The sequence below is a fragment of the Prevotella sp. Sow4_E9_plate genome, assembly GCF_052116205.1.
GTDB lineage: Bacteria > Bacteroidota > Bacteroidia > Bacteroidales > Bacteroidaceae > Prevotella.
This window is the reverse complement of the sequence record NZ_JBQKLN010000022.1, coordinates 33,092-53,768: the sequence shown is the minus strand read 5'-3', so window position 1 is coordinate 53,768 and position 20,677 is coordinate 33,092. Positions and strand designations below refer to the sequence as shown.

At 43.1% G+C, this 20,677-nt stretch carries 27 protein-coding genes; 13 read left to right on the top strand and 14 right to left on the bottom strand.

Annotated features, from left to right (window positions below):
* The 8 genes from ACTQ53_RS10130 (at nt 1) to ACTQ53_RS10095 (ending at nt 4,443) form a co-directional block, all read left to right on the top strand.
* Complete coding sequence (locus ACTQ53_RS10130; RefSeq protein ID WP_441932937.1) at nt 1-897, top strand: recombinase RecT; 897 nt, start codon at nt 1-3, stop codon at nt 895-897.
* A gap of 283 nt (nt 898-1,180) precedes the next feature.
* Entirely contained in the window at nt 1,181-1,741 is a 561-nt protein-coding gene (locus ACTQ53_RS10125) for an MBL fold metallo-hydrolase (RefSeq protein ID WP_441932936.1), read from the top strand.
* A 14-nt stretch (nt 1,742-1,755) separates the two neighbouring features.
* Entirely contained in the window at nt 1,756-2,184 is a 429-nt protein-coding gene (locus ACTQ53_RS10120; protein WP_441932935.1) for a hypothetical protein, read from the top strand.
* Between the two features lie 21 nt (nt 2,185-2,205).
* Nucleotides 2,206-2,676 carry a hypothetical protein gene (locus tag ACTQ53_RS10115; protein ID WP_441932934.1) on the top strand — a complete coding sequence of 157 codons (471 nt, stop codon included), beginning with the start codon at nt 2,206-2,208 and terminating at the stop codon, nt 2,674-2,676.
* Complete coding sequence (locus ACTQ53_RS10110) at nt 2,606-3,289, top strand: hypothetical protein (RefSeq protein WP_441932933.1); 684 nt, start codon at nt 2,606-2,608, stop codon at nt 3,287-3,289. The genes ACTQ53_RS10115 and ACTQ53_RS10110 overlap by 71 nt, the downstream gene beginning before the upstream one ends.
* 25 nt (nt 3,290-3,314) lie before the next feature.
* Entirely contained in the window at nt 3,315-3,692 is a 378-nt protein-coding gene (locus ACTQ53_RS10105) for a hypothetical protein (protein WP_441932932.1), read from the top strand.
* Nucleotides 3,693-3,881: 189 nt separating this feature from the next.
* Entirely contained in the window at nt 3,882-4,274 is a 393-nt protein-coding gene (locus tag ACTQ53_RS10100) for a hypothetical protein (protein WP_441932931.1), read from the top strand.
* A 1-nt stretch (nt 4,275) separates the two neighbouring features.
* On the top strand, nt 4,276-4,443 hold the full coding sequence (locus ACTQ53_RS10095) for a hypothetical protein (RefSeq protein WP_441932930.1): 168 nt from the start codon (nt 4,276-4,278) through the stop codon (nt 4,441-4,443).
* Nucleotides 4,444-4,544: 101 nt separating this feature from the next.
* Here the strand turns inward: ACTQ53_RS10095 and ACTQ53_RS10090 are convergent, their stop codons facing one another.
* The 7 genes from ACTQ53_RS10090 to ACTQ53_RS10060 form a co-directional block, all read right to left on the bottom strand.
* The gene (locus ACTQ53_RS10090; RefSeq protein ID WP_441932929.1) at nt 4,545-4,856 is read right to left on the bottom strand and encodes a helix-turn-helix transcriptional regulator; all 312 of its coding nucleotides are present in this window, start codon (nt 4,854-4,856) and stop codon (nt 4,545-4,547) included.
* A gap of 3 nt (nt 4,857-4,859) precedes the next feature.
* The gene (locus ACTQ53_RS10085) at nt 4,860-5,333 is read right to left on the bottom strand and encodes a hypothetical protein (protein ID WP_441932928.1); all 474 of its coding nucleotides are present in this window, start codon (nt 5,331-5,333) and stop codon (nt 4,860-4,862) included.
* On the bottom strand, nt 5,297-5,842 hold the full coding sequence (locus ACTQ53_RS10080) for a glycoside hydrolase family 19 protein (RefSeq protein WP_441932927.1): 546 nt from the start codon (nt 5,840-5,842) through the stop codon (nt 5,297-5,299). The genes ACTQ53_RS10085 and ACTQ53_RS10080 overlap by 37 nt, the downstream gene beginning before the upstream one ends.
* Nucleotides 5,839-6,282, bottom strand: coding sequence for a hypothetical protein (locus ACTQ53_RS10075; protein ID WP_441932926.1), 444 nt, complete (start codon nt 6,280-6,282; stop codon nt 5,839-5,841). The genes ACTQ53_RS10080 and ACTQ53_RS10075 overlap by 4 nt, the downstream gene beginning before the upstream one ends.
* 69 nt (nt 6,283-6,351) lie before the next feature.
* Complete coding sequence (locus tag ACTQ53_RS10070; RefSeq protein ID WP_441932925.1) at nt 6,352-6,510, bottom strand: hypothetical protein; 159 nt, start codon at nt 6,508-6,510, stop codon at nt 6,352-6,354.
* Entirely contained in the window at nt 6,507-6,854 is a 348-nt protein-coding gene (locus ACTQ53_RS10065; RefSeq protein WP_441932924.1) for a hypothetical protein, read from the bottom strand. The genes ACTQ53_RS10070 and ACTQ53_RS10065 overlap by 4 nt, the downstream gene beginning before the upstream one ends.
* Complete coding sequence (locus ACTQ53_RS10060) at nt 6,823-6,993, bottom strand: hypothetical protein (protein WP_441932923.1); 171 nt, start codon at nt 6,991-6,993, stop codon at nt 6,823-6,825. The genes ACTQ53_RS10065 and ACTQ53_RS10060 overlap by 32 nt, the downstream gene beginning before the upstream one ends.
* A 210-nt stretch (nt 6,994-7,203) precedes the next feature.
* Between ACTQ53_RS10060 and ACTQ53_RS10055 the strand changes: the two genes are divergently transcribed.
* The 3 genes from ACTQ53_RS10055 to ACTQ53_RS10045 are packed head-to-tail and all read left to right on the top strand — an operon-like array spanning nt 7,204 to nt 8,746.
* Nucleotides 7,204-7,659 (top strand): hypothetical protein, encoded by a 456-nt coding sequence (locus ACTQ53_RS10055; RefSeq protein WP_441932922.1) that lies wholly within the window; start codon nt 7,204-7,206, stop codon nt 7,657-7,659.
* Nucleotides 7,660-7,719: 60 nt separating this feature from the next.
* Entirely contained in the window at nt 7,720-8,289 is a 570-nt protein-coding gene (locus tag ACTQ53_RS10050; protein ID WP_441932921.1) for an NUMOD4 domain-containing protein, read from the top strand.
* Nucleotides 8,255-8,746 (top strand): rhomboid family intramembrane serine protease, encoded by a 492-nt coding sequence (locus ACTQ53_RS10045; protein WP_441932920.1) that lies wholly within the window; start codon nt 8,255-8,257, stop codon nt 8,744-8,746. The genes ACTQ53_RS10050 and ACTQ53_RS10045 overlap by 35 nt, the downstream gene beginning before the upstream one ends.
* A gap of 80 nt (nt 8,747-8,826) precedes the next feature.
* On the opposite strand, the gene ACTQ53_RS10040 is transcribed toward ACTQ53_RS10045, so the two are convergent.
* Genes ACTQ53_RS10040 through ACTQ53_RS10010 form a run of 7 tightly spaced genes read right to left on the bottom strand, consistent with a single transcriptional unit; the run spans nt 8,827 to nt 17,961 of the window.
* Nucleotides 8,827-11,487 (bottom strand): hypothetical protein, encoded by a 2,661-nt coding sequence (locus tag ACTQ53_RS10040; protein ID WP_441932919.1) that lies wholly within the window; start codon nt 11,485-11,487, stop codon nt 8,827-8,829.
* A gap of 11 nt (nt 11,488-11,498) precedes the next feature.
* Nucleotides 11,499-13,631, bottom strand: coding sequence for a hypothetical protein (locus tag ACTQ53_RS10035; protein WP_441932918.1), 2,133 nt, complete (start codon nt 13,629-13,631; stop codon nt 11,499-11,501).
* On the bottom strand, nt 13,618-14,016 hold the full coding sequence (locus ACTQ53_RS10030; protein WP_441932917.1) for a hypothetical protein: 399 nt from the start codon (nt 14,014-14,016) through the stop codon (nt 13,618-13,620). The genes ACTQ53_RS10035 and ACTQ53_RS10030 overlap by 14 nt, the downstream gene beginning before the upstream one ends.
* 17 nt (nt 14,017-14,033) lie before the next feature.
* Nucleotides 14,034-14,642 carry a hypothetical protein gene (locus ACTQ53_RS10025; protein WP_441932916.1) on the bottom strand — a complete coding sequence of 203 codons (609 nt, stop codon included), beginning with the start codon at nt 14,640-14,642 and terminating at the stop codon, nt 14,034-14,036.
* 1 nt (nt 14,643) lies between these two features.
* A complete protein-coding gene (locus ACTQ53_RS10020; RefSeq protein ID WP_441932915.1) occupies nt 14,644-15,435 on the bottom strand; it encodes a hypothetical protein in 792 nt (263 codons plus the stop codon).
* A 12-nt stretch (nt 15,436-15,447) separates the two neighbouring features.
* Nucleotides 15,448-15,939 (bottom strand): hypothetical protein, encoded by a 492-nt coding sequence (locus ACTQ53_RS10015; protein WP_441932914.1) that lies wholly within the window; start codon nt 15,937-15,939, stop codon nt 15,448-15,450.
* A 3-nt stretch (nt 15,940-15,942) separates the two neighbouring features.
* On the bottom strand, nt 15,943-17,961 hold the full coding sequence (locus ACTQ53_RS10010) for a portal protein (RefSeq protein WP_441932913.1): 2,019 nt from the start codon (nt 17,959-17,961) through the stop codon (nt 15,943-15,945).
* Nucleotides 17,962-18,118: 157 nt separating this feature from the next.
* Here ACTQ53_RS10010 and ACTQ53_RS10005 point away from each other — a divergent pair, with 157 nt between their 5' ends.
* Nucleotides 18,119-18,904 (top strand): hypothetical protein, encoded by a 786-nt coding sequence (locus ACTQ53_RS10005; RefSeq protein WP_441932912.1) that lies wholly within the window; start codon nt 18,119-18,121, stop codon nt 18,902-18,904.
* 20 nt (nt 18,905-18,924) lie between these two features.
* A complete protein-coding gene (locus ACTQ53_RS10000) occupies nt 18,925-20,619 on the top strand; it encodes an SU10 major capsid protein (protein WP_441932911.1) in 1,695 nt (564 codons plus the stop codon).
* The last annotated feature ends 58 nt before the right edge of the window (nt 20,620-20,677 follow it).

The window sequence follows — 20,677 nt, the reverse complement described above, 5'->3', positions numbered from 1 at the left end:
ATGACAGAAACAGCAGTAGCAAAGCAGCCTTCACAGAAGGCGCTGGCAGTTAAGAATTTCAAGGCAGTACTCGATAATAGTTACTACCAAGAGCAGTTGAAGAACGTAATGAAGGAGAATGCAGGAACCTTTGCGGCATCACTTCTCGAACTTGTCACATCAGACGAGAAGCTCCTCGCATGTGATGGTCGTCTGTTGATGGCAGAGGCAATGAAGGCTGCATCCCTACACCTTCCTCTCAACAAGCAGTTGGGATATGCTTACATAGTACCTTACGGAAATACCCCAACGATGATTATAGGTTACAAGGGTCTCTATCAGCTTGCCATCCGATCTGGACTCTATAAGAACATCAATGCAGATGTAGTTTATGAAGGAGAGTATCAAGGCTACGATAAGATTTCGGGTGAGCTTCATCTTGATGGGGTGAAGAGTTCCAACAAGATTGTCGGATATTTCGCATTCTTGGAATTGACAAATGGATTCCGTAAGATGATGTATATGTCACTTGATGACATGTGCTCATACGCTAAGAAGTATTCCGCAACTCTTCGCAACTGCAAAATGACAAATCAGCAGTTGGCAGAAATGGCTCAGAAGCAAGCCGAGTCTGGACCAGGAAATACTGTTGGATGGTATGGCAATTTCAATGACATGGCAACAAAAACGGTCCTTCGTCGCCTTCTTTCTAAGTATGGCTACCTTTCCATCGAAATGCAGACCGCAATGACAGTCGATGATGTTCCTACCGCAGAAGAACAGCGTGATTCTGAGTTTGCAGAGGATAAGAAGGTAATCGTAGTTGATGCTGAGACAGGTGAGATTAATCAGCCGGCAAATGACGCCAGCGCTGCCCCTGCAGAACCTCAGACCAGTAGTCATAGAAAGTTAGTCTAGTATAAAGATAATCATTATCGGTTCTTCATCGCAAGGCAATTCGTATGCCATTCAATCAGATTCAGGTGAAATCCTGCTGATTGAAGCAGGAAGGAGGTTATATTTGGAAATTTAAAAATGAAACTATACATAATTAATTCCGGGTCTCTTGGTAATGGATATTTACTAGAGGCATCAGACGGTGAACAGCTACTTATAGAAGCAGGCAGACCTCTGAAAGAGTTTTCTAAGTATGGTAATCTTAAAAGAAGTCGTGCTCGTGGTATGTTGATCAGCCACGAGCATGGCTAACAAAGGTGACCATTGTAAATACGCCAAAGAATTTATCAAGGCAGGTATTGATGTTTACTCATGCAATTCCGTTGCCGACAAAATCTCTGGTATCAGTCGAGTTGAGTCAGGCAAAACATATAGCATAGGAAAATTTAGAGTAACCCCTTTTGAAGTATCACACGATTGCGAGGACTATGGGTATATTATATATCATCCAGAGGTTGGAAGCATATTTTTTGCAAGTGATTGTTATAATTTAAAACAAGCAATAAGAGGTTGTGCTGTTTATCTTATGGAATGCAACTATGAAGATGAGCTTTTACGAAAGGCTGTAAATGAAGGTAGAACTATTGCTAGTCAAGCTGACCGCATCCGTCTATCTCACATGAGTCAGTCTCATGCTATAGAGTTTCTTCAATGTTGTGAGGCAGATAAATCTGCCCGCAAAATCATTCTCATCCACGGTTCTGCACGCCACCTCTTCCCGAATGCAGCAGTAAGTAAATTCCAGCAAGTTCTAGGCGTTCCAACCTATTACGCCAAGGCAGGACTTGTAGTAAATCTAACGTAATTATTAGAATAAATATGAGTGTATACAATCTCAACAATCCAAACGACTATCTACGTTTCTTCAAGGACATTGAAAGATACAAGGACAACAAGCAGGTTATCGAAGTAAAGAAGTTCCATCCTCAGCAATCTGACAAACAAGCCCGATACATTCACTTCATGATAAGCTATTGGGCATGGAAGAATGGGGAAACCTTCTATGATACTTTGCATAAGATTCAGCTTCACATATCGCCAGTACCTTTCTATACAGGGGAAAAAGACAAGCATGGAAACGATGTCTTCAAGCCGCTTTCTTCCCTTACTACAGCAGAAGCAAGCAGCGTTATCCGCAACTTTCTCGACTTTGCTGGCATGAACGGAACTCCTATTCCTGAAATTGACGACAAGGTTGGCTTGGCTTACTGCAAGAAGGAACTGGAAAGTGCAGATGGTTGGGTATAACTATTTAAAACTTGAAAGCTTATGAAAACATTTATTGAAATAATCAAAGCGGCGAAAGTATATTCTGACCAGATACCGCTGCAAGATGCTTTCCGAGAAGGTGCACGTTATGCTGTTACTGGAAAGTATTACAAGCCTTCCGAACTGTTTGATGAATCAAAGAAGGCTCTTACAGAAGCCGATCCTATTTTTGAGGTACATAACGATTCCTTTGAAGATTGGTGGAACATGTATAACAAAAAGCGTGGCAAGAAGAAAGCAAAGCAGAAATGGGATAGACTCACCGTAGACCAAAAGGTCGCTTGTTTGAAAGCAACTCCTAACTACGTAGCCTCCACTCCCGACCCAGTATACAGAAAAGACCCACTCACTTATCTCAATGGCGAGTGCTGGAATGACGAAATAATCCAAAAGCAGAACAATGAACAGCAAAGAGCTATCAACCTCACAGCCAAGGCAGCAAGAATCCTTGGTTCCGATTATCAAGGATAAGCCGGGTTACGTTCGCCCAGTCTCATACACAGATGCTATCACAAAGAGTAAAGCCACCTTGCTTGACATTCAGAAGCAGGGTGGGCTACGCTCTCTGGTCGGATGGGTTAAGGGCAGACTGATAGAACTCTTCACCTTCCTTGGAGTCTTCGACATCGTTACAGAGTTTCAGATACAGATGCTTGCCACAAGAATCTGTGTAAAGTATCACTATTGGACCACAGCAGAACTTGACTACGCTTTCGTTCAGTTCATGGAAGGTAAGTACGGTAAGCTCTATCAGCACAAGCATGATGAGGGCAATACTACAATCAATCCGCAAGAGATACTGGTTGCCCTAGACTCTTACGAAAAGGAGCTGCTTTCAGAGCGTGGTAGGGTAGAGGACGAACTAAAGAAGCAGGAAGAAGCAAGGAAAGCAGCAAAGGAAGCGCATATCCCACATGGAATAGAAGGTTTCAAGGCATATTGCGCAAAGAATGGTTTGAATCCTGCTACTCATCGTATAGCATCGGTCAACATGAAGGAGCATGACATCAATCAGATTCTCTACAAGACCGATGCAGAAAGGGAAATAGCGGAAAGAAAGTTCTACCGGGAAGATAGACAATAGTAATTCATCTAAAAAAGAAGAAATCATGAATGCAAATAACATCACAGTTTTCACGCTGGCAGTATTGTGGCTGGCAGCAATAGCAGTCGTAGTCTACGACCGCATCAAGTATAATAAATATTATTCAAGCCAAGGTAAGCTGATCGTCCTTCGCTTCAACGACTCTACCGCAAGAAAGGCATTGGAAGAGCAAGGTTTTAATCTATGCCACTGTGCCTACTTCAACACAAACCGTTATCTCTTCACCACCGAAGGTGACCGTATCTGCGGTTTCACGGAAGAATGCACTCATCTTATTGAGGATTCCATCAAGCATCATCAGGAAGTGATAGAGTGTGATAATGTCGGCATGTTTATCAGTGAAGTTAAGAAACTCAAGCAGGAGTATGGAATTAATGAGTAGGGATAATTATGAAAACATTTGTATTTGATGTAATGCTCAACGGAAGATTCATCTGCACATTAAAGTATAAATATTGTGCACTCTTCCGATTGACTTTGAAGATTTAGAGAAGTTCGTCCTTAAAAAGAGACCTACTTTGAAAGGTAAGGATTTTAGAATTGCGTTTTAATAGGGAATAATTTTAAAGATATGACAAGAGAAGAAGTTAAAGAAATGTTGCCAGTTTTGCAAGCTTTTGCAGATGGCAAAACAATAGAAAGCAGATGTATCAAAGGTGAAAAGTCATTATGGTATGATGAGGAAGACCCAAGCTTTGATAATGACTTTGAGTACCGAATAAAGCCAGAGATAAATTACAGACCATTCAAGAATGCAGAAGAGTGCTGGGATGAGATGAAAAAGCACCAGCCGTTTGGATGGATAAAATGCAAAGAAGGTTATTTCAATATCGTTTATGTCGATGATGACTATGCCGGCTTGGCAGATCCAGATGGTAGCTCCATCTTGCTGGAATCAAAAAACAGCTATCAAGACAACACATTTGCAGATGGCACTCCCTTCGGTATGAAAGTGGAGGAATAGTATGGCATGGGTAGAAGTTGATAAAATTTGGCTTGAAGCTATCTATGAAGGAAAGCCTTATAGAGCTAATGATTGTATATGTATATCAACGCTCTCTTATGTATGTCTCCAATCATGTAGCATCAAGAAGCTCATCGAGAAGAAAATCAAGGATATTCTTGGCGATTAACCCACAATCCCCACCCAGCTATCACAGCCGAGTGGGGATTTTTTCGTCGAAGACAATTAATATAATAAATTTAAACCCTATGAAAAACTAAAAAAGTAAAATTAAATCAACTTATCTATGTATTCGTCCAAATCCTTTTCATACCAAACCAGTTCGGTCCATCCTTTGCGCTTCTGCCCTTTTGGAAGTCTTCCTTCCTTGACTAACCGGTCAAAGGTAGCCCTGGAAACACGGACATAACTGCAAGCCTCAGCCTTGCTGATCGGTTCATCCTTATTGGCGATTTCGTGCAAGAACTTCAACATCATTTTGGATTGAAGCTTGTTTGTCAAGCATCTTCCACTCTGAATGCGCTCATGAAATTCCATCAGGAGCGAATCAATCATCTTGAGTTCTTCGCTAATCTCAGCCATACGCTAGCATTTTTTATTATGATACCAGAATGCAAATCCAATTCCGACAACAACCACTAAGAAGAGAAAGGCAATATAGAACCTTCCTAGCGTCATTAACCTCTGCTCGCTTTTGGTAAGCGTCCGCTCACATGGCACAGGAACCTCAATAGAATCATTCCTAAAGATAGTGTCAAGCTTCACCTTATATATATTATGGTAGCTGTCACGATAAGCAATCTTGCTAATCATAACCGTATCACCCTTCTGATGAACAAACACCGAATCCATTAAGTATACGCTGTCCGTCTTGGCAACAGTGTCGGTTCTAACAATGTATTCCGTGTGATATTCGGGAACCTTGATGTATTCCTTCGTCTTGCAGCCAGTAAAGGCTAGCAGGATAACACCAATAACCAAGGCTATACACGCCCATTTCCAAAACCTAATATCATACAATTTCATGCGCATAACTCCTTTTTCCAAATTCTTAGCCATCTTCCTCGGTCTTCCAGACCGTTTGTTCCACCGTTCACTCTTCTCGTGATCGCCTCGAAAGCATCCTTGTCGGCAAGAGCATTCAGTTTATGCTTCATCCACCACCACATACCGCTCTTGATAGCACCAATCGGTTGTTCCAGTAATTCCGGATTCTCCATGATGTCGCCCTTGCAATATCCAGACTTCTGATAAGCCTTGTAGTTGGCTCTGCCGGTAAGGTGCAGCAAGCCGCGACCCTTGTATTTATCACCGTCTCCATCCTGAGTATTGCCAAGCATCTTGCCGAGTTTTCCCTGCTCATATTTCTTGAAATACTTGGAATTTCCCTTCTCTTTCAGGAATTTCAGACCGCCAGTTTCGTGACAGCATTGTGCCATAAAGTGTGCAGCCCTCATAGGAGTATTGATTTCAAAGACATCAAGATAGATGTTGATATAATGTAGGAGAATGTCAACTTTATCAACATTTCCTACAGCATTCACCATTTGTTTTCTAGTTATCTTCATACTTTTGCCTCCTTGTCTGCTTCCTTCATTATCTCCAAAAACGCCCTAGCCAAGTCTTCCTTGTTCTCCAGAAGTATACTTACCGTCTTCTCCTGCTTCCGTATCTCAGCCTTCTGCCAGCTCTTCTCTCTTACGCTTACAAATTCACAGAACACGCAATAGCCAACCCAAATCATTGAGAAAATCGGGAATGGGAGAACCGTACAGGCTATCAGGTCTATGCAGACCGTCACCATGAAAGGAGAGAAGTACTTCCTTGCCTTGTCGCAAGTCTTCTTGAATCCTGTACTTGTCGTAGCCAGTCCGTTCTCTTTCGCTTTCTTGATGCCGAAGAACAGGTCCACGCCCATAGAAATGATAAGAGCACCCATACAGATGGCAATGATTAATGCCGACCTATACAGGTGCTCTTGCAAGAATGTATGAATTATTTCAGCCATATATCATTTATTTTTGATTAATGGCTACAAAGTTACATGACTTCCAAATACGTTTTGCGGTGTTCCAAACTAGCTATTCATGTACCACCAGATTTTATCAGTAGGATGGTTTGTTGACTCATCGCAAAGGAAACTGACAGACAGTTCAGAAATCCTTTTTCTTGTCATTTCCTTGCTTTTGGACCATCTACCTACTACATCAATGTGGTCAGCGTACATATTATTCATCGTTTTGTAGCATGCGGAATGCAGATTTTGCTACGTGATAGAGCGATTTTGATAAATCCATAAGCGTATAGCATTAAAGTGAATATAATGAACACATGGTGCATTTCCAGCTGCTCTGGAGTGATGAGCCAGTGATGGTAATAAAGTCTGATGGCATTTATGCCAAAGAAATAGAAGAACGGAATGCGATAGATCCAGCAGTATCTGAAAAAGAAACTCACGGGAATCATAGATAAAGGCATATAGATATACGCCATCACGTAAATCCAGATGATGCAGTTACCGTTATATGCAGTATCTGTGATGGTAGGTCTAGGGATAATGCCCATAGTCCCATACTCCATACCAATGACCAAGCATCAACAGTATTGGAGCCCACTTAGACAGGAGTTCGTAAAATCTCCAAATCTTTCTACTCAATAATCCTTCCATCACGAAGGCTCTCTCCTCTTCCGAAAGAGGCTCTACTTCTTTAGTCTTCATTTCCTTATAAATTTTAGATTAACTAAGTTATTTTCTTACAGTTTATAGATAAATTCTTCAAGTTTAGAATAATTCGGTTGCAAAGTTACTATTTTTCTTTGTTTTCCGATAAAAAATACCCATAATATTAAACTTCTTTAAATCTTTATACGCTTATTTGGTAAGAATCTAAATAAATAGTATATTTGCACCATCTTAACTAGCGTGTTTATGACGAAGACAAATTTCGAACTGATTGAAAGACAGAGGGATGACCTGATGAAGGCGTATCGGGCTATAGCCCCTACCTGCCATTCACAGCAGGAAGCATACGAGAAGGTGGTGAAGTCGCCAGCTCCGAGGTATTATGTATCTCCAAAGCAGGCGTACAGAAAGCTTCAAAAAATGGTTGTTGGTGATTTCTCAACCGTTGACAACATGAAGCCCAACAAGAGGAGAATGTATTACTCCTTATATGATAAGCTTATGGAAATGTCACAGAAAAAAGAGTTCCTTGGGAAATCGCTCTGGTTCATCTGTCAGTTCTTGGTGAGTGAGCCGGCACCGGAATTCTTCATCAAGCCAAAGAACATGATGTTCATCTTCAATTATTGCAAAAGATATGGAAAGAGTTATAGGGAAATGGAACTTCGTAAGAAGAAACTTTCTGATCAAGCTGATTCTTAGTCTCGTATGCCTGGTTCTATGCACTTGACAGAATCACATCTTATTATAAAAATCAATAACATGGAAGAAATTTGGAAAGATATAAAAGGATTTGAAGGATTGTATCAAGTAAGTAATTTTGGCAGAGTTCGAAGCATGAAGGCTTGGAACTCAGAGAAAGCTATGCACTTAAAGCATGCAAGTATAAACAAAAACAGTGGCTACCCATTTGTGACTTTATATGATGGTAAAAGGAAGACTTATGCGATGTTACATAGACTGGTTGCGGAGGCTTTTATACCTAATCCAGAAAACAAACCGCAAGTCAGCCATTTAGATGAAACCAGGACAAATTGTAGAGTAGATAACTTAGCATGGGCTACAGCTAAGGAAAATTGCAATATGCCTCTTTTCTTAAAGAGAAATGGGGACTCACACAGAGGAAAGAAATATGGTTCAAAAGGTAAATACAATCACATGTACAAAACTATTATACAAATGGACATGTCTGGAAAAGAGATAGCAAGATACGAATCTATTAAGGATGCAGAAGTGCATTTGGGCGTAAAGAGAGGAAATATTAGTGCGTGTGCAAATGGAAAAACGAATCATGCTTATGGGTATAAATGGAAATTTGCAGAAGAAAATTAAGGAAAACATAAAGGACAAGGTTATTGTCTTCATTATGAGTTTATTGGCTTATCCATTTAGTGCGATTATTGGATTTTGCAATAATGGGAGCTGGTATAATCATTTCCTTTATATGTTTGGACACGCAAATATATTTCATTTAATAATTAATGCAAGTGTGCTTTTTTCGCTACAGAATAAGATTAGAATATTCCCATCTTACATTATATCTGTTCTAGCAAGTTTTCTACCCATGTACGTGCAAGATCCAACAGTTGGGCTTTCTGCATTTTTGTTTTCTTCAATGGGGCAAATGTGGGGAAAGACCGGAAGGTGGAAAGAGGCTGCTAAGAAGGCAATGCCGTTCATTCTCTTTACCATGCTGTTGAATGATGTCAACGGACTTCTGCATTTTTGGTGCTTCTGGTTAGGATATTTTATAGGATTTCTTCGTAAAATGTTTCATAGGTTTAGTTGATTTTTTAGTTAACTGCAAAGGCGACTGCTCATCACGAGTAGCCGCCTTCTTTTATGTTATCAACTTATGGAAGAAGAATTTTATCTTATTTTGTCTTCTCTTCTGTTCTGCACTTCAACGATGCTTCCTGCAAAGGAATCTGTTGCCTTGAAGTTCTGCAGCGTATACTTGAAAGTAAAATACTTCCAAGGCTTACCTGCCAAGCTTGGCAGCTTGCACCAGTGCTTGCAGTCGTTGCTTCCATATATCTCCAGCCCAATCGTACCTTCGTCCGAATCAAACAGATGCTTCACTGCCCTGAGTGATTTCAAGGTCATGCTACCGCCCAGCTTCAATGGTCGGGTAGTGAATGATCCTCTGTAGTTGTCCGTATCATCGTTGATGTCTGGCTTAGCCATGAGCGAATATACATTTCCGTCGATGTCTTGAATCAGGTTGTCGGGATAATCATTCACTACCGCCTTTGCCATTATTCCGCTGTTCGCTATAGAGAAAGTCTTGTCTACCATATTATATATATATTGGTAGTCCTTGTCTTGGCTGAATATTCTCAGCAGGGAATCCCGATAATCGTAGGCAATAAGGCAATTCGCCAAAAACTCCAGGAACTTTCCTTCACCCACGGATATGAAGTTTCTTGGTGTTCGTCCTCTCAGCTGTTCGCTCATGCACGCTACCTGACCACCGCTAGAAGCCATCAATCCTCTCTTTGACGTAAAGTATACCAGTCTGTCTGTAGGCACAAATGGTGAATCTTCATTACATACTTCTCTTGAAATTGGGTGACTGGCACTATACAAGCCTTCTGAATTTACCGACATACCGTAGATACCTTCGTTCGTAAATACAATCAATGGATATTGGCCAAACTGTCCTTGGCTTACAGCCTCGGTGTTGGCTGCAATGCCCAATATTCTGCCGGTGCCTACTGTATTGTCTCCCGATGCTTCAAACACAAACGGGTTGTTCACGACAGACGTAAATATCTGAGAGTTTAAATCTTCCTGAGCACCGTTGTCAGTTGTAGGAATGCTTATGCTTGTATCCCAACTTACATCATTTTCCAGTTTCCCGAAATGGTAAGCACCGTTCAGGCGAGGATGCTGCTCCAACTCAAATCGGATTCCTCTCTGATGCTGTGTATCATATATGATTACTTCTGACGCATTAGGATCAGGATAATAGAACCAACCGGTCAGCGCACATGTTCTTCCGATGCCTGCCTCAGACTCTACCCATGTTGACATGGAGTTTGCTTCAATCTTCACGTAGTATTTGTATTCGTTTCGAGGTTCTCCGTCTAGAGCAGTGAAATGATTAAACCCATCGAAAGGCTTTCTCTTTGCGCCATAAGAGTTCAGTCTCCCGTTGTATGCAAACATCTTGTCAAAAACGTAGTGTGCCCAGCCGTAGTAATCATCTTTCTGCAGCTGTTCCTGCGTCTCCAGATTAGACAACACGCCATCCTTGATTTCTGCCTTCTGCGTAGTGCCGTCCAGCTTCGAAGAGTTGATTCCTATCTGTTCTATCTTGTAAAACACAGTTTTACCCAGAAGTTCTTCCCTAATATCATCTTCCGTCTTGTATTCGGGCATGATTCTCATACATGGTTCGCCCGTTGAACTATTTCTTGAATATATAGACTTCTCGTATACATCACCACTTAGGGAGTCATGCCAGGCTTTTCCGTATACTTCGTCGGGGTATGCAAACTTCCAGTCTTTATCCAGCTTGAATGGTTGCACCCCTTTTGTAGCAAACAGACTGATTTCCTTGACAATATCATTCCAATCTTCCTTGTTAGGTATTGATATGGAATATTGCAGCCTGTAGCCATACATCGTGATGCGTGCAGCCTTTGAGCGAAGCTGCGAATTGCAGTTTGCTGTTACGCATGGATAGCAGATGACCGGGTTCGAAATTCGCGCATACGTTCCATCAAACAGTTTGAGCGCACTCCTTACGAAAAATGGAAATAGGAAAATGTTGTCTTCTGCAGCTTTATTGATGATGGAAGAAACATGACCTACTACAGCTGTCTGAAATAGGTCCTTGTTGTTAGCGTTATCTACCGTAACGCTGTACCCCATGAATTTTTCAGTTTTTGCTGCCGGGTTTGTCGTAACAGTGACTTTGCTCACTGCGTTATCACCATTGTTCATGATGTATCTTATCTTTTCGATATAACACACATCACCATTCGCATCATATCGGATTTCAAGTTCTTTGCTATTCACGAACCCTTCGTATTTAATACTGCTGTCAGCCTCAACGTTCCCAGCGTAAAACATATAGAAATGCACTTCCGGCTTAGGCAACTCCGTTCCAAGGTCCTTGTATTTGTTACCTTTATATTTAAGGTAATGCAATCCATCCTCTGTAGCAACAATCAGCGTATTGCCTGTACTCTTGATGTCCTTTACTTTTCCAACTTCAAAACTTGCAGAAACTCCATTAGGAGGCATTTCGATTCCGTTGCTTCCCCTTACATACCAGTATATGGTCCGGTCTTCATCGTAGGCAATGATGTTCTCATAATCTGCCATCTTGTGAACGTACATGATCTTCTGCCCAGCAATCTCACCAATCTTGACAGGATTCTGAATAGGCTTCATTTCCCCATCACGAAAGATAAAGCCGTCAGATTCCAGTAATTCTGAATCGTCTGAAAGCAAGTCACTCGGTACGTTCGTCATACCCTTGCCAAAACTCAAAGTCTTTCTTTCCAAGTTTCTCTCCATAGCTCTTTTGTTTATATTTTTGCAGCAGTATATACACCGTCACCACCGCTTCTTGTTTTTTCTTTCTTTTTCCATTGAGGCTTATCCATGTCGTTGGCACTCACCCAAAGACCGATTGCCGTACTCATCAGAACGTCATCATGGTTTCCGTTGCCAACGATATTACCGAGACTTCCATCATCATGTCGCTCATATATTCTCAGCTCATGATACATTTCCTTGTCTGGCTCATCCCAAAGCATATCATCCACAAACTGCTCCAAGTTGTCAATTATCCATCCCTTTGTCAGTTTGTTGGTCTGGAAACCGTACTTTGCAAGTACATCATCAGTCACGTCTTCCGGGCTTGTGGTTCGCTGATAAAGATTATCGTAGTAGTCGGCAATCTCGTTCAGGATACTTCCGAAGTGGTCACCTTCCGTATTGTTGTTCTTCTCTCTATCTGCCGTATTACTCTCAATCACCAGCAGGGCATCATCATAATAATGGGCTAGGGCAGCAGCCATCCACGCCAGCTTGTCGTGTCTTACATGACCTCTGTATCTAGCTACTACCTTCGGTTTTCCCTTGACGGTCGGAATCATCCCGAATCGGTCTATCACCGTCATGACTGTATAGTCAGAAGTGGCACTCTTACCGCCAATATCCACGCTCACCAAGTATCTGTTATCAACCTGCAGAACGTTAGGAACAGCCCAAATCTTCAAGTCTCCGTCACCATCTGTCCTGATGCTCACCTTCGATTTCTCAATGGTTGAGTCATTCTTGTTTCCGTCAACTATGATGTCTGCCGTATAGAGAGGTTCACGCTTGTACTTTTTCTGCAAATCATCAATACTGTACGGATTGAATACCAGATTACCTGAGTTTCTGAAAGCGTCCTCTTCGTCCACTGGCGCCTCTGTAGCACAGAAGGAATGGGTGGTAAACTTGTTGCGGAAGTTCCTGTACCATTCAATGGCTTGGAAGCAAGCACCCTTTTCCCACATTCGCCAGAAGAACTTACCAGTCTCTCGGTAGCCCTTCGGGTTGCTACTCTTGTCTCTGTTCTCCAATAGCCATCTTGCAAATGCTCGCTCATTCTTCACCTCTTCCATATCATGCTCGATAAAGAAGCAAGGAATGAACAGAAACGAATAGGCATCATTGTTCTTCGGGTCCATCGCCAACTGGCATTTCTCATAGAAAAAACCAGAGTTACCTTTTCCGGTACTCTCGAATACCTCTAGGTTATCCTCTTGGTTTCTGATACCACCAGATATTGACGAAATCACACCCTCTGGGTCATGCTCGGGAGTCTTCTTCCAATAAGCAACCTCGGAATAGTGGGCGCAGTGGAAGTTGCTACCTCGCACGGAATCGAAGTTCTCGAAAGAAGCCACGGTCAGTGTACTTCTTCGAATTGCCCTCATTCCGTCTGTAACTTGGAAATCGTCTGGTGAGTTCTCGTAAGGAGAGAATTGAAGCTTCGCTCCAGGTCTGCCAATCGTCCATCCCGGTTGGTTCTCCAAAGCCTTTCGATACATAGCCTTGATTTTCTTTGCCGTATTCTTCTGCTGGGCTAGTACAATAGCATTCCAACCGTCCTTACGGAAATCCTGCAACCATTTGATGTAAAGCTGGGTGAGGGTAGAACCGCCCCATTGTCTGGCTTTCAGGATAACTACACGGATAGCCCTGCCGCTGGTTCTCAAATCCTCAAATATCTTCAAGAGTTTTCGCTGAGGATAGTTCAGCTTGAAAGGAATCATGTCACCGCTTACCTTATCCTCAATCTTGTCGGTAGCATAAAGGGCAAATTCAGGGTCTTCTCTGAATCTGACTTTCATGATTTCGAAGGTGAGCACCATTTTAAGCTGTCTGGTGTAATAGCTTTTCTCTTCATACTGCTTACCCCATGCCTCGATGATATATTTCTTCATGCTGCCAAGCTGTTTCAGCCCCCTATATAATAAGGTTCGCATACATTCTTTGGGGACCCACATCTTCGGAATCATGAAGTCGGGAAGTTCCAGGAGTTCACGATGCTCGAAATCATAGCAGCCTTCGCCCGTCCAAGGGTCGTAAGTGCCATAAATCTCATCGTATCGCCTTTTGTTCTCGGCAACGAGTTCGTCAATATCTACTTCTCTAACTAATGCCATCGCCCAACTCTTTTATTTCTTCAAAATCCGCATCCGTTATCTGCGGCACTTGCGTAACGTCCAAGGCATTGTTGTCTGTCTTGGTCTGTGCCAGTGCTGCCAGCTGCTTGAAGTCTTCGTCAAGTCCATGAGTCACGCTTACCTCGCTCTGTTTAGGAATCATGTGTTTGGTCAGGTCCTTGTAGATGGTGACGTATGTCTTAGGATCATATTCTGCCAGCTGATCCATGCACTCTTCAAACTTTTCCTGATTCCTTGCCAAGAAATCTCTGATATATTCTTTCTGCGCACTCTTCCTTGCAGGAAGAATGGTCTTGGCTTTTTCCTTCTTCTCCTTCTGAAATTCCCTTACCGATTTAAAATCGTCATATTCCAAATCTTCCATAAGCCTTCCTTTCCTTTTTATCCAAATGGCTTCAATGTATGAATCATTCCACCTGGCTTGCTGGCATTGGCTGCTTCTAGAATCTCCAGCTCGTCGTCTTCCAGCTGTGTAGCCTTGTCAACGGTCAGCGGGTCTTTACTTGTCAATGTCAGCAGGAAGTATTCATACAGAGCACCGGTTGATATATAATGATGTATTGCCTGCACCAGTTCGTCCAGTCTTGCATCGTCCCAGTAATCTGGCATTCTCAGCCACATTTCCTTCTCATCCCATTCCTTCAAGGCATTGTCTCTTACCACGCCCTGCGGTTTCATGACGTAGGCAGAAAGCAGACCTTCTACCTTTTTCAGGTATTTGTCGAACCATCTATAGAAAAGTGGTCTTTCCTGCGTGTTCTCACTTGTCGGAACGGTATTCGCAATGTTCGGGTCGCTCTCCTGTCTTACTCTGCCCATCATGTGGGTTGTTGCATCTATATCATACCAAAGTTGATTGGAATAGATAAAGATATGCTTGTCGAAATACACATGGGCAGGACGTGGAGGCTTCGGAAGGAAAGGATTTGGCTCAGGCTTCCATCCTTTCTCTCTTAGGAAATGCGTAGGGTGTAATGAATTGAACTCCATCTTATACCTCCTTTGCTATGGTTACTTCTATTTCCGTTTTCAGGTTGTCGCTGTGGCGTGAGAATAATGTCACGTAAGCCACTCCGGTGTTCAACGGTCTCAGCCAGAAGGTATGAGGCTCCTGAGTTCTGTGAACTTCCAAGATACAAGGGTCGCTGCTTCTTGCCTCAATATCGTCAATAGCACCATCGTCAATAGAGTAGGATAGGGTCACTTCATAGTTCTCTACTGCTATTGTAACGCCACCGTCAGTGTCGCTTCCGTCAACCTTGGCGGTCAATGTGGAAGAATAAGGAACCTTTGGGACCAGAGGACCACTCATCACGAAGCACTTTCTGATGGCTATCTCATCTGATGCAAGTGTAGCTTGGTATGGCTCCGCTTGTTTCAGGTTTGTTGTTTTTAGCCACCACTGGTATATCATGTAGTCCTCCACGTATCTTGCTGACAGCCTTGCTAGTGCATCGGTCAGCGTTCCGTTATAACGTCTTGATACTGATAGGGTGAACTCCACTATATCATCCGTTCTGCTTCCATAGTAGATGGAGTTGTCGCCAATAGTTTGAGGCGTTGGCACAAGATAGTCTACGAAGATGGTCTTCAATACTTCCAATGCTGTATCAAAGTCGTGGGTCAGCGTTCTTTCGTGAACCTCATCGTCGCCTGCAGCCTCGTTAAAGCTTATTTTCGCTGCTTTTTCGTCTGCCGCAGTATCTATCTTTGCTTTCAGGTAGGTTGTCGACTTTACTGCCTCCATCACTACCGATTTGATAATTTGAAATTTTATGATCATAACTTATCCTTTTTAGTCAATTATTATTTCGCCTGTCATGTCTGTCAGACTTGTGTTGCTGCTTGCCGGTGGGGTCTTGTGAAAAACCAGCTTGATGGCGGCATTCAGATGATTGGTCATGTCGCTCTCATACTTCTTTGCCAGCTCCGGATAATTCATTCCCAGTACGGCGTTTGCCACGTAAGCCACAACATAGCCTATCAGATTCCCTTCGAATGGAACCGTTACGCTCGTCTCTGTCCCTGCCCAGCGTGAATTGTTTATCTTAAATATCAGAAAATCACCGCTATCATAATAGGTTACCAGCTGCGCCATTTCTCCCACAAAGGTTTCCACGGCAGCATTGATATATTGCTTCATCACGTCCTCTTCCGCACTTGATAGTGTGATTCCAGCAAAGGCAGTGTTCCCTTCCTGGTTCTTCTGCCTTTTGCCCATGATGGAAAGATGCTTCTTTACCGCATTCTTGACATGACTCCAGTCTATCGTTATCTGTAATTCCATACATTATGCTGCTTGATTGTTATACAAATTCATAGCCTGTGCTACAGCGTTCTGGTCTGCGCCCTGTACTATTCCGTCTACTACCTGACCTCCTCCTTGCTGTTTAGCTATTGCCTGTTGCTGCTGATACATCTGTTCAAGCTGCGCCTGCTGTTCCTGCACGCTGGCAAGCAACTTGTCTGCATAAGGCTTGTTTACGTTCTGCAAGTACTGGATCAGGTTGATTGCACCCATCTGCAGCAACTCCTTCAAGTCGTCATTCTGCAAAGTGTTGAAGGCAGCAGATGCAGCCGCATTCTTGATGCTTATCTTGAAATGAATGTCTCTTGCAGATAGCCTGTCATAGCTGTAGGTGTTCAGACCGTCCTTGTTGAAAATCTTTCTTCCGTCCTCGTAGAACTGCTGAATGATTGAGCATTTCTTCATCGCCAGCTTCTCCGTAAAAATCTCCATATCGGATAGGATTGTGTAAAGCGAAGTAGTTGCGTTCTGGCTCTCCTGGGCGTATCTTGCAGCAGACGTACCAGCCGAAGGAGTCTTTCCCTGCAAGGCACCGCTCACGTTTGTCACCTCTCTGATAAGGTTCAGCTCTATCTGCAATAGTTCGTTTGTTCCGATGTTCACAGCATTCGAAGTGATAATCTCTGGTTTCACATTAGGCATTGTTCTCTTTGGCGTATAGAATATCCATCCATCGTATTCTATTGCCTCTTCCATGAACTGCTCTGGTGTTCTTCCACCCAGTACGGTTGTAGGAATCATCTTGAATCCCTTGAAGCTGCTTCTGATACTCATGTCGTTCATTACGATGAGGCGGTTGATGTAGCGCTGCTGGTCTATCACGTTGGTCATGAAAGGATGAATCTCTCCGTTGATGAACGGATAAAGCTTCATGGTGTATGGGTGACTCTTGAAATCGTATGGAGATTCTCCACGACATAGGACCGTACCGTCAGGAGCCATGAAGGTGTAGTACCAGTATTTATCAGAAAGCTCTTCCGATGTGATGTAGGCACGGTCTTCTTCCGGCACACCGTATTCATCATACTGCTTCTTTCGCTTCTCGTTTTCCTGAATCAGCTTGTTTATCATAGCCGTGTCTTCCAAATCCACACGGAACCAAGCATTGTTCATATTCTTGGCAATAGGGTCGAAGCATTGTAGTCTAGGCTTGGTTTCCGTACTCCATACCTCTATAACTCTTACGTAGTGTCTGCCCTTGTTGGTGTAATCGAAGCTGAGATTGTCCAAAGCCTTTTCCTCGTTGAACTCGTAGCCATAACTGCTATCGTCTACATCATGAATGTCAAAAATCCTATTCAGATCATCAACCGTCAGTCCGTATTCCCTTCTGGAAAACTTCTGATACAGGTCTTCCTTGCTTACGTCATGCAGACAGCCTATCAGACAAACGTCATTGTGTCTTGGGTCACTTCCGCACTCAAAGAACATGTGGTCCGGTTCCATTGCGTCCGTCCAAGCGTCAGGCATTTCAAGTTCCCGGTCTTCCCAGCTCTCCCTTACGAACATCTGACCGCCCTGCAGATAATCCTTGATGAGGTGATTCAGCAAATCCTGCATGCCGGTTGTCTGCCAGTTGCATTGCATCGTAGCACTCATCATGTCGCTCAGTTGTCTGGAGTCATTATCTCTTGCAAAGCAGACGGGTTCCGTTCCCTGCTTGGCGTAGAGACCGGCAATAGATTCCAAGATACTTATCATGATGTTGTTGCTCATTGGTGTCTGATTGCGCTTCTGCATGTAGGTCTTTTCTGACATTTCTTCCCAATAGCCACGATGATAAACTCTGATGGTGTCGCTCCATTGTTCACCGTTACAGTATCTCATGGTTCTTGCTCTCGTCTCCCTTACGCCACTCAGGTTATTCCAGTCGTTCCTACATCGGGTAAGAAGCTCCCAGTCCTTTCCGTGCTCCTGTCTCCGCTTTCGATCCTTGACCGAATCATATTTGTTATGCCGAGGCATCACTCTACTAAGTGTTAATAAATTTGCCTTTGCCATATTTCTTTACACATTATTAATTATAGGCGCAAAAATAGGTAAAATCATTGCTTTCTTTGCGGTGTTCCAATCGACTGATATATACTGGTTTGGAACACCGCAAAACTTCTTTGTTTTCTTTGCATTTTTGCCGAAAAGTTTTCAAACAGTTATAACTATGACAAAAGAAGAATTAGAAAAAATGAACGCAGAGGATGCTACGCAGCAGGAAGCTCCAGCAGAGCAGGAGACTCCACCTGTTGACGAGCGACCTAATCGTACAGCCTTCTCCAAGCGTTTCTCGCAGCGCCATTCTGACATCGACTTCGAAGACAAGGAAGCCCGTTATGCTGCCATGAATGATGATGCTGACAGACTCGGCGAGTATGAAAAGAACGGTCAGGCATTGAGTAAGATGCTTGACAACAACAAGTGGCTTGGCGCCATGGTTCTTGATGCTACACGCAAGGGCATGCACCCATTGGAGTGGATGGCTTCGCAGGGTATCGACATCAAGGCTGCTCTTGAAGACGAAGAGCTTTCCAAGAAGGTTGCAGATCAGATTACCAAGTTCCAAGAGAAGGTAGCCGAGCAGGAGAAGCACAGCCAGCAGTTGGATGAAAACCTTAGAAAGTCTTATGAGGCTTTGCTGAAGTTAGGTCTTTCCGATGATGAGGCAAACGATCTTTACGGTAAGGTTTGGGGCGTCATTCAGGATGCCGAGGAAGGCAATATCTCTTCCGAGACATGGAATCTCTTCAAGAATGCCTACAACTACGATTCTGATATTTCTTCCGCACGTGAGGAGGCTGCCATGCAAGCCCGAAATGAGAAGATTCAGAATAAGGTCCGCTCTTCTGCAACAGAGGGCATTCCTCCTTCGCTGTCTAGTTCTGGTGCAGGAAACAAGCCTGTCATAAAACAGAAACGTGAAAGTTTCTTTGATGATATTAGAAGTAATTAATCCATAAATATAAGTATAAAATGAAGAAAGTAATTAATTATTTTTCTACTCAGTTCATCTGTAAGATGATTCTGATGATTCTTGCAGTAGTTACAGGCGGTGGCGCAATGGCTGTGGCAGATCTCGTTGAACCTCAGATTGGTGACGAAGGTCCTAATCCTGCAAGCGATGCAACAGTTAAGGCTACCGAACCAGTAGAGGCAGGAAAGTCTGATCGCCTTAGTCCAGGCGGCAAGAAAGATGGTCAAGACCTTACAGGCTCTCAGGCTTCTTCTACTCAGCTTAAAGAGGGCGGTTTGCTTGAGAAGGAATGGGATAATGAGATTGTTAAGTTCTATCCTTATAAGACACCGCTCCTTTCAATCGTTCGCCGTATGGCTAAGACCGTCACAATCAGAAACTGGTCAATTTCTCACATGCGTGTTGGTGGTGATACTCTTGATGGTCAGGTTACTGTCAAAATCAATACTGGAGACACCATTGAGATTAACTCAACCAATTTCTCTGGTTCTATCCGTCCATTCTACAAGGGCACTACTGTTATAGTTCCAGAAGTAGCTGGTTACGCAGAAGGCTCTCAGGAAAAGCGAGAGGGTTATCTTATGCTCTTTGTTATCGAAGCTAACGGTAAGAAGGCTACTCTTCAGGCGATTAATGGTAAGCCAAAGAATTCCGGCGATACACGCTTGAATCTTGACAACATGACCTGTCCTGAGATTCCTGTTGGCTCCACATTCCTTGCTGCATCTTCTGCTGCATCCGAGTCTCAGCTTACAATTACACCAGAGAACTATCAGCCACGTGAGAAGGAAGTATATGTTCAGAAGAAGCTTTTGAACATTGTCTTCACCGATGATTACGAGAAGGTTAAGAAGGAGCAGCCTATCACTGTTGCCGACCTTAAAACAGACGCAATCATCAAGTATAATCTTCGTGCAGAGCGTACTTACCTCTTAGGCTGTAAGTCTCGTTTCAAGGTAGAAACTGGTGATGGTCAGATAGAGGACGTTTATACCTCTGAGGGTATCATTAACCAGTTGACTAATACCTACGGTATTGACGATACCTATACATTGGCTGACCTTATCGCAATTTCTAAGCTCCAGTTCACTGAGTTCTCAGAGAATAACCGCTGCTTCGCATTCTGCGGAAAGAATGCTATTGAGCGTTTGGAGAATATCAAGCTAGAGGGTAGCCACCAGAATGACTTCATCAATCATAACGAGTTTGATCTTAACTTCAAACGTTTCAAGGATACTTTCGGCTCGATTGATTTCGTCTGGTGTCAGACTCTCGACCTTATGGGTATGTCAGACTTTATGGTAATCTTTGACCCTAAGGCTTCTCGACGTTACGTAAAGATTGGCAAGAAGGAACAGACCAACGACATGTCTAAGGGTGGTGGCGAAGTTCGTGATGCTAAGCGTTGGATTCATCAGGAGGCAGATTCTGTTGCACTTCGTGGCTTCAACTCTATCTTGGTTGGTCCAAAGGACAGAATTGCAAAGATTGCAACTGAATCGCTCAATGCTATCATTTCAATGGGTGAACTTCCTGGTACTCCTGCAAAGGGCATGAAGGTTGCTCTTACAAAGGACTACGTAAAGAAGGGTTCTAATTCTCCTACTGATGATGTTACGTACGAGGCTGGTACTGTATACTATTATACCGGCAGCGCTTGGACTATCTATACAGGTCAGGATGTAGCTCAGTAACAGGAGTCTCTATCATCCAAATATATATCCACGGGGGCAGAGGTTCAAATGCCCTGCC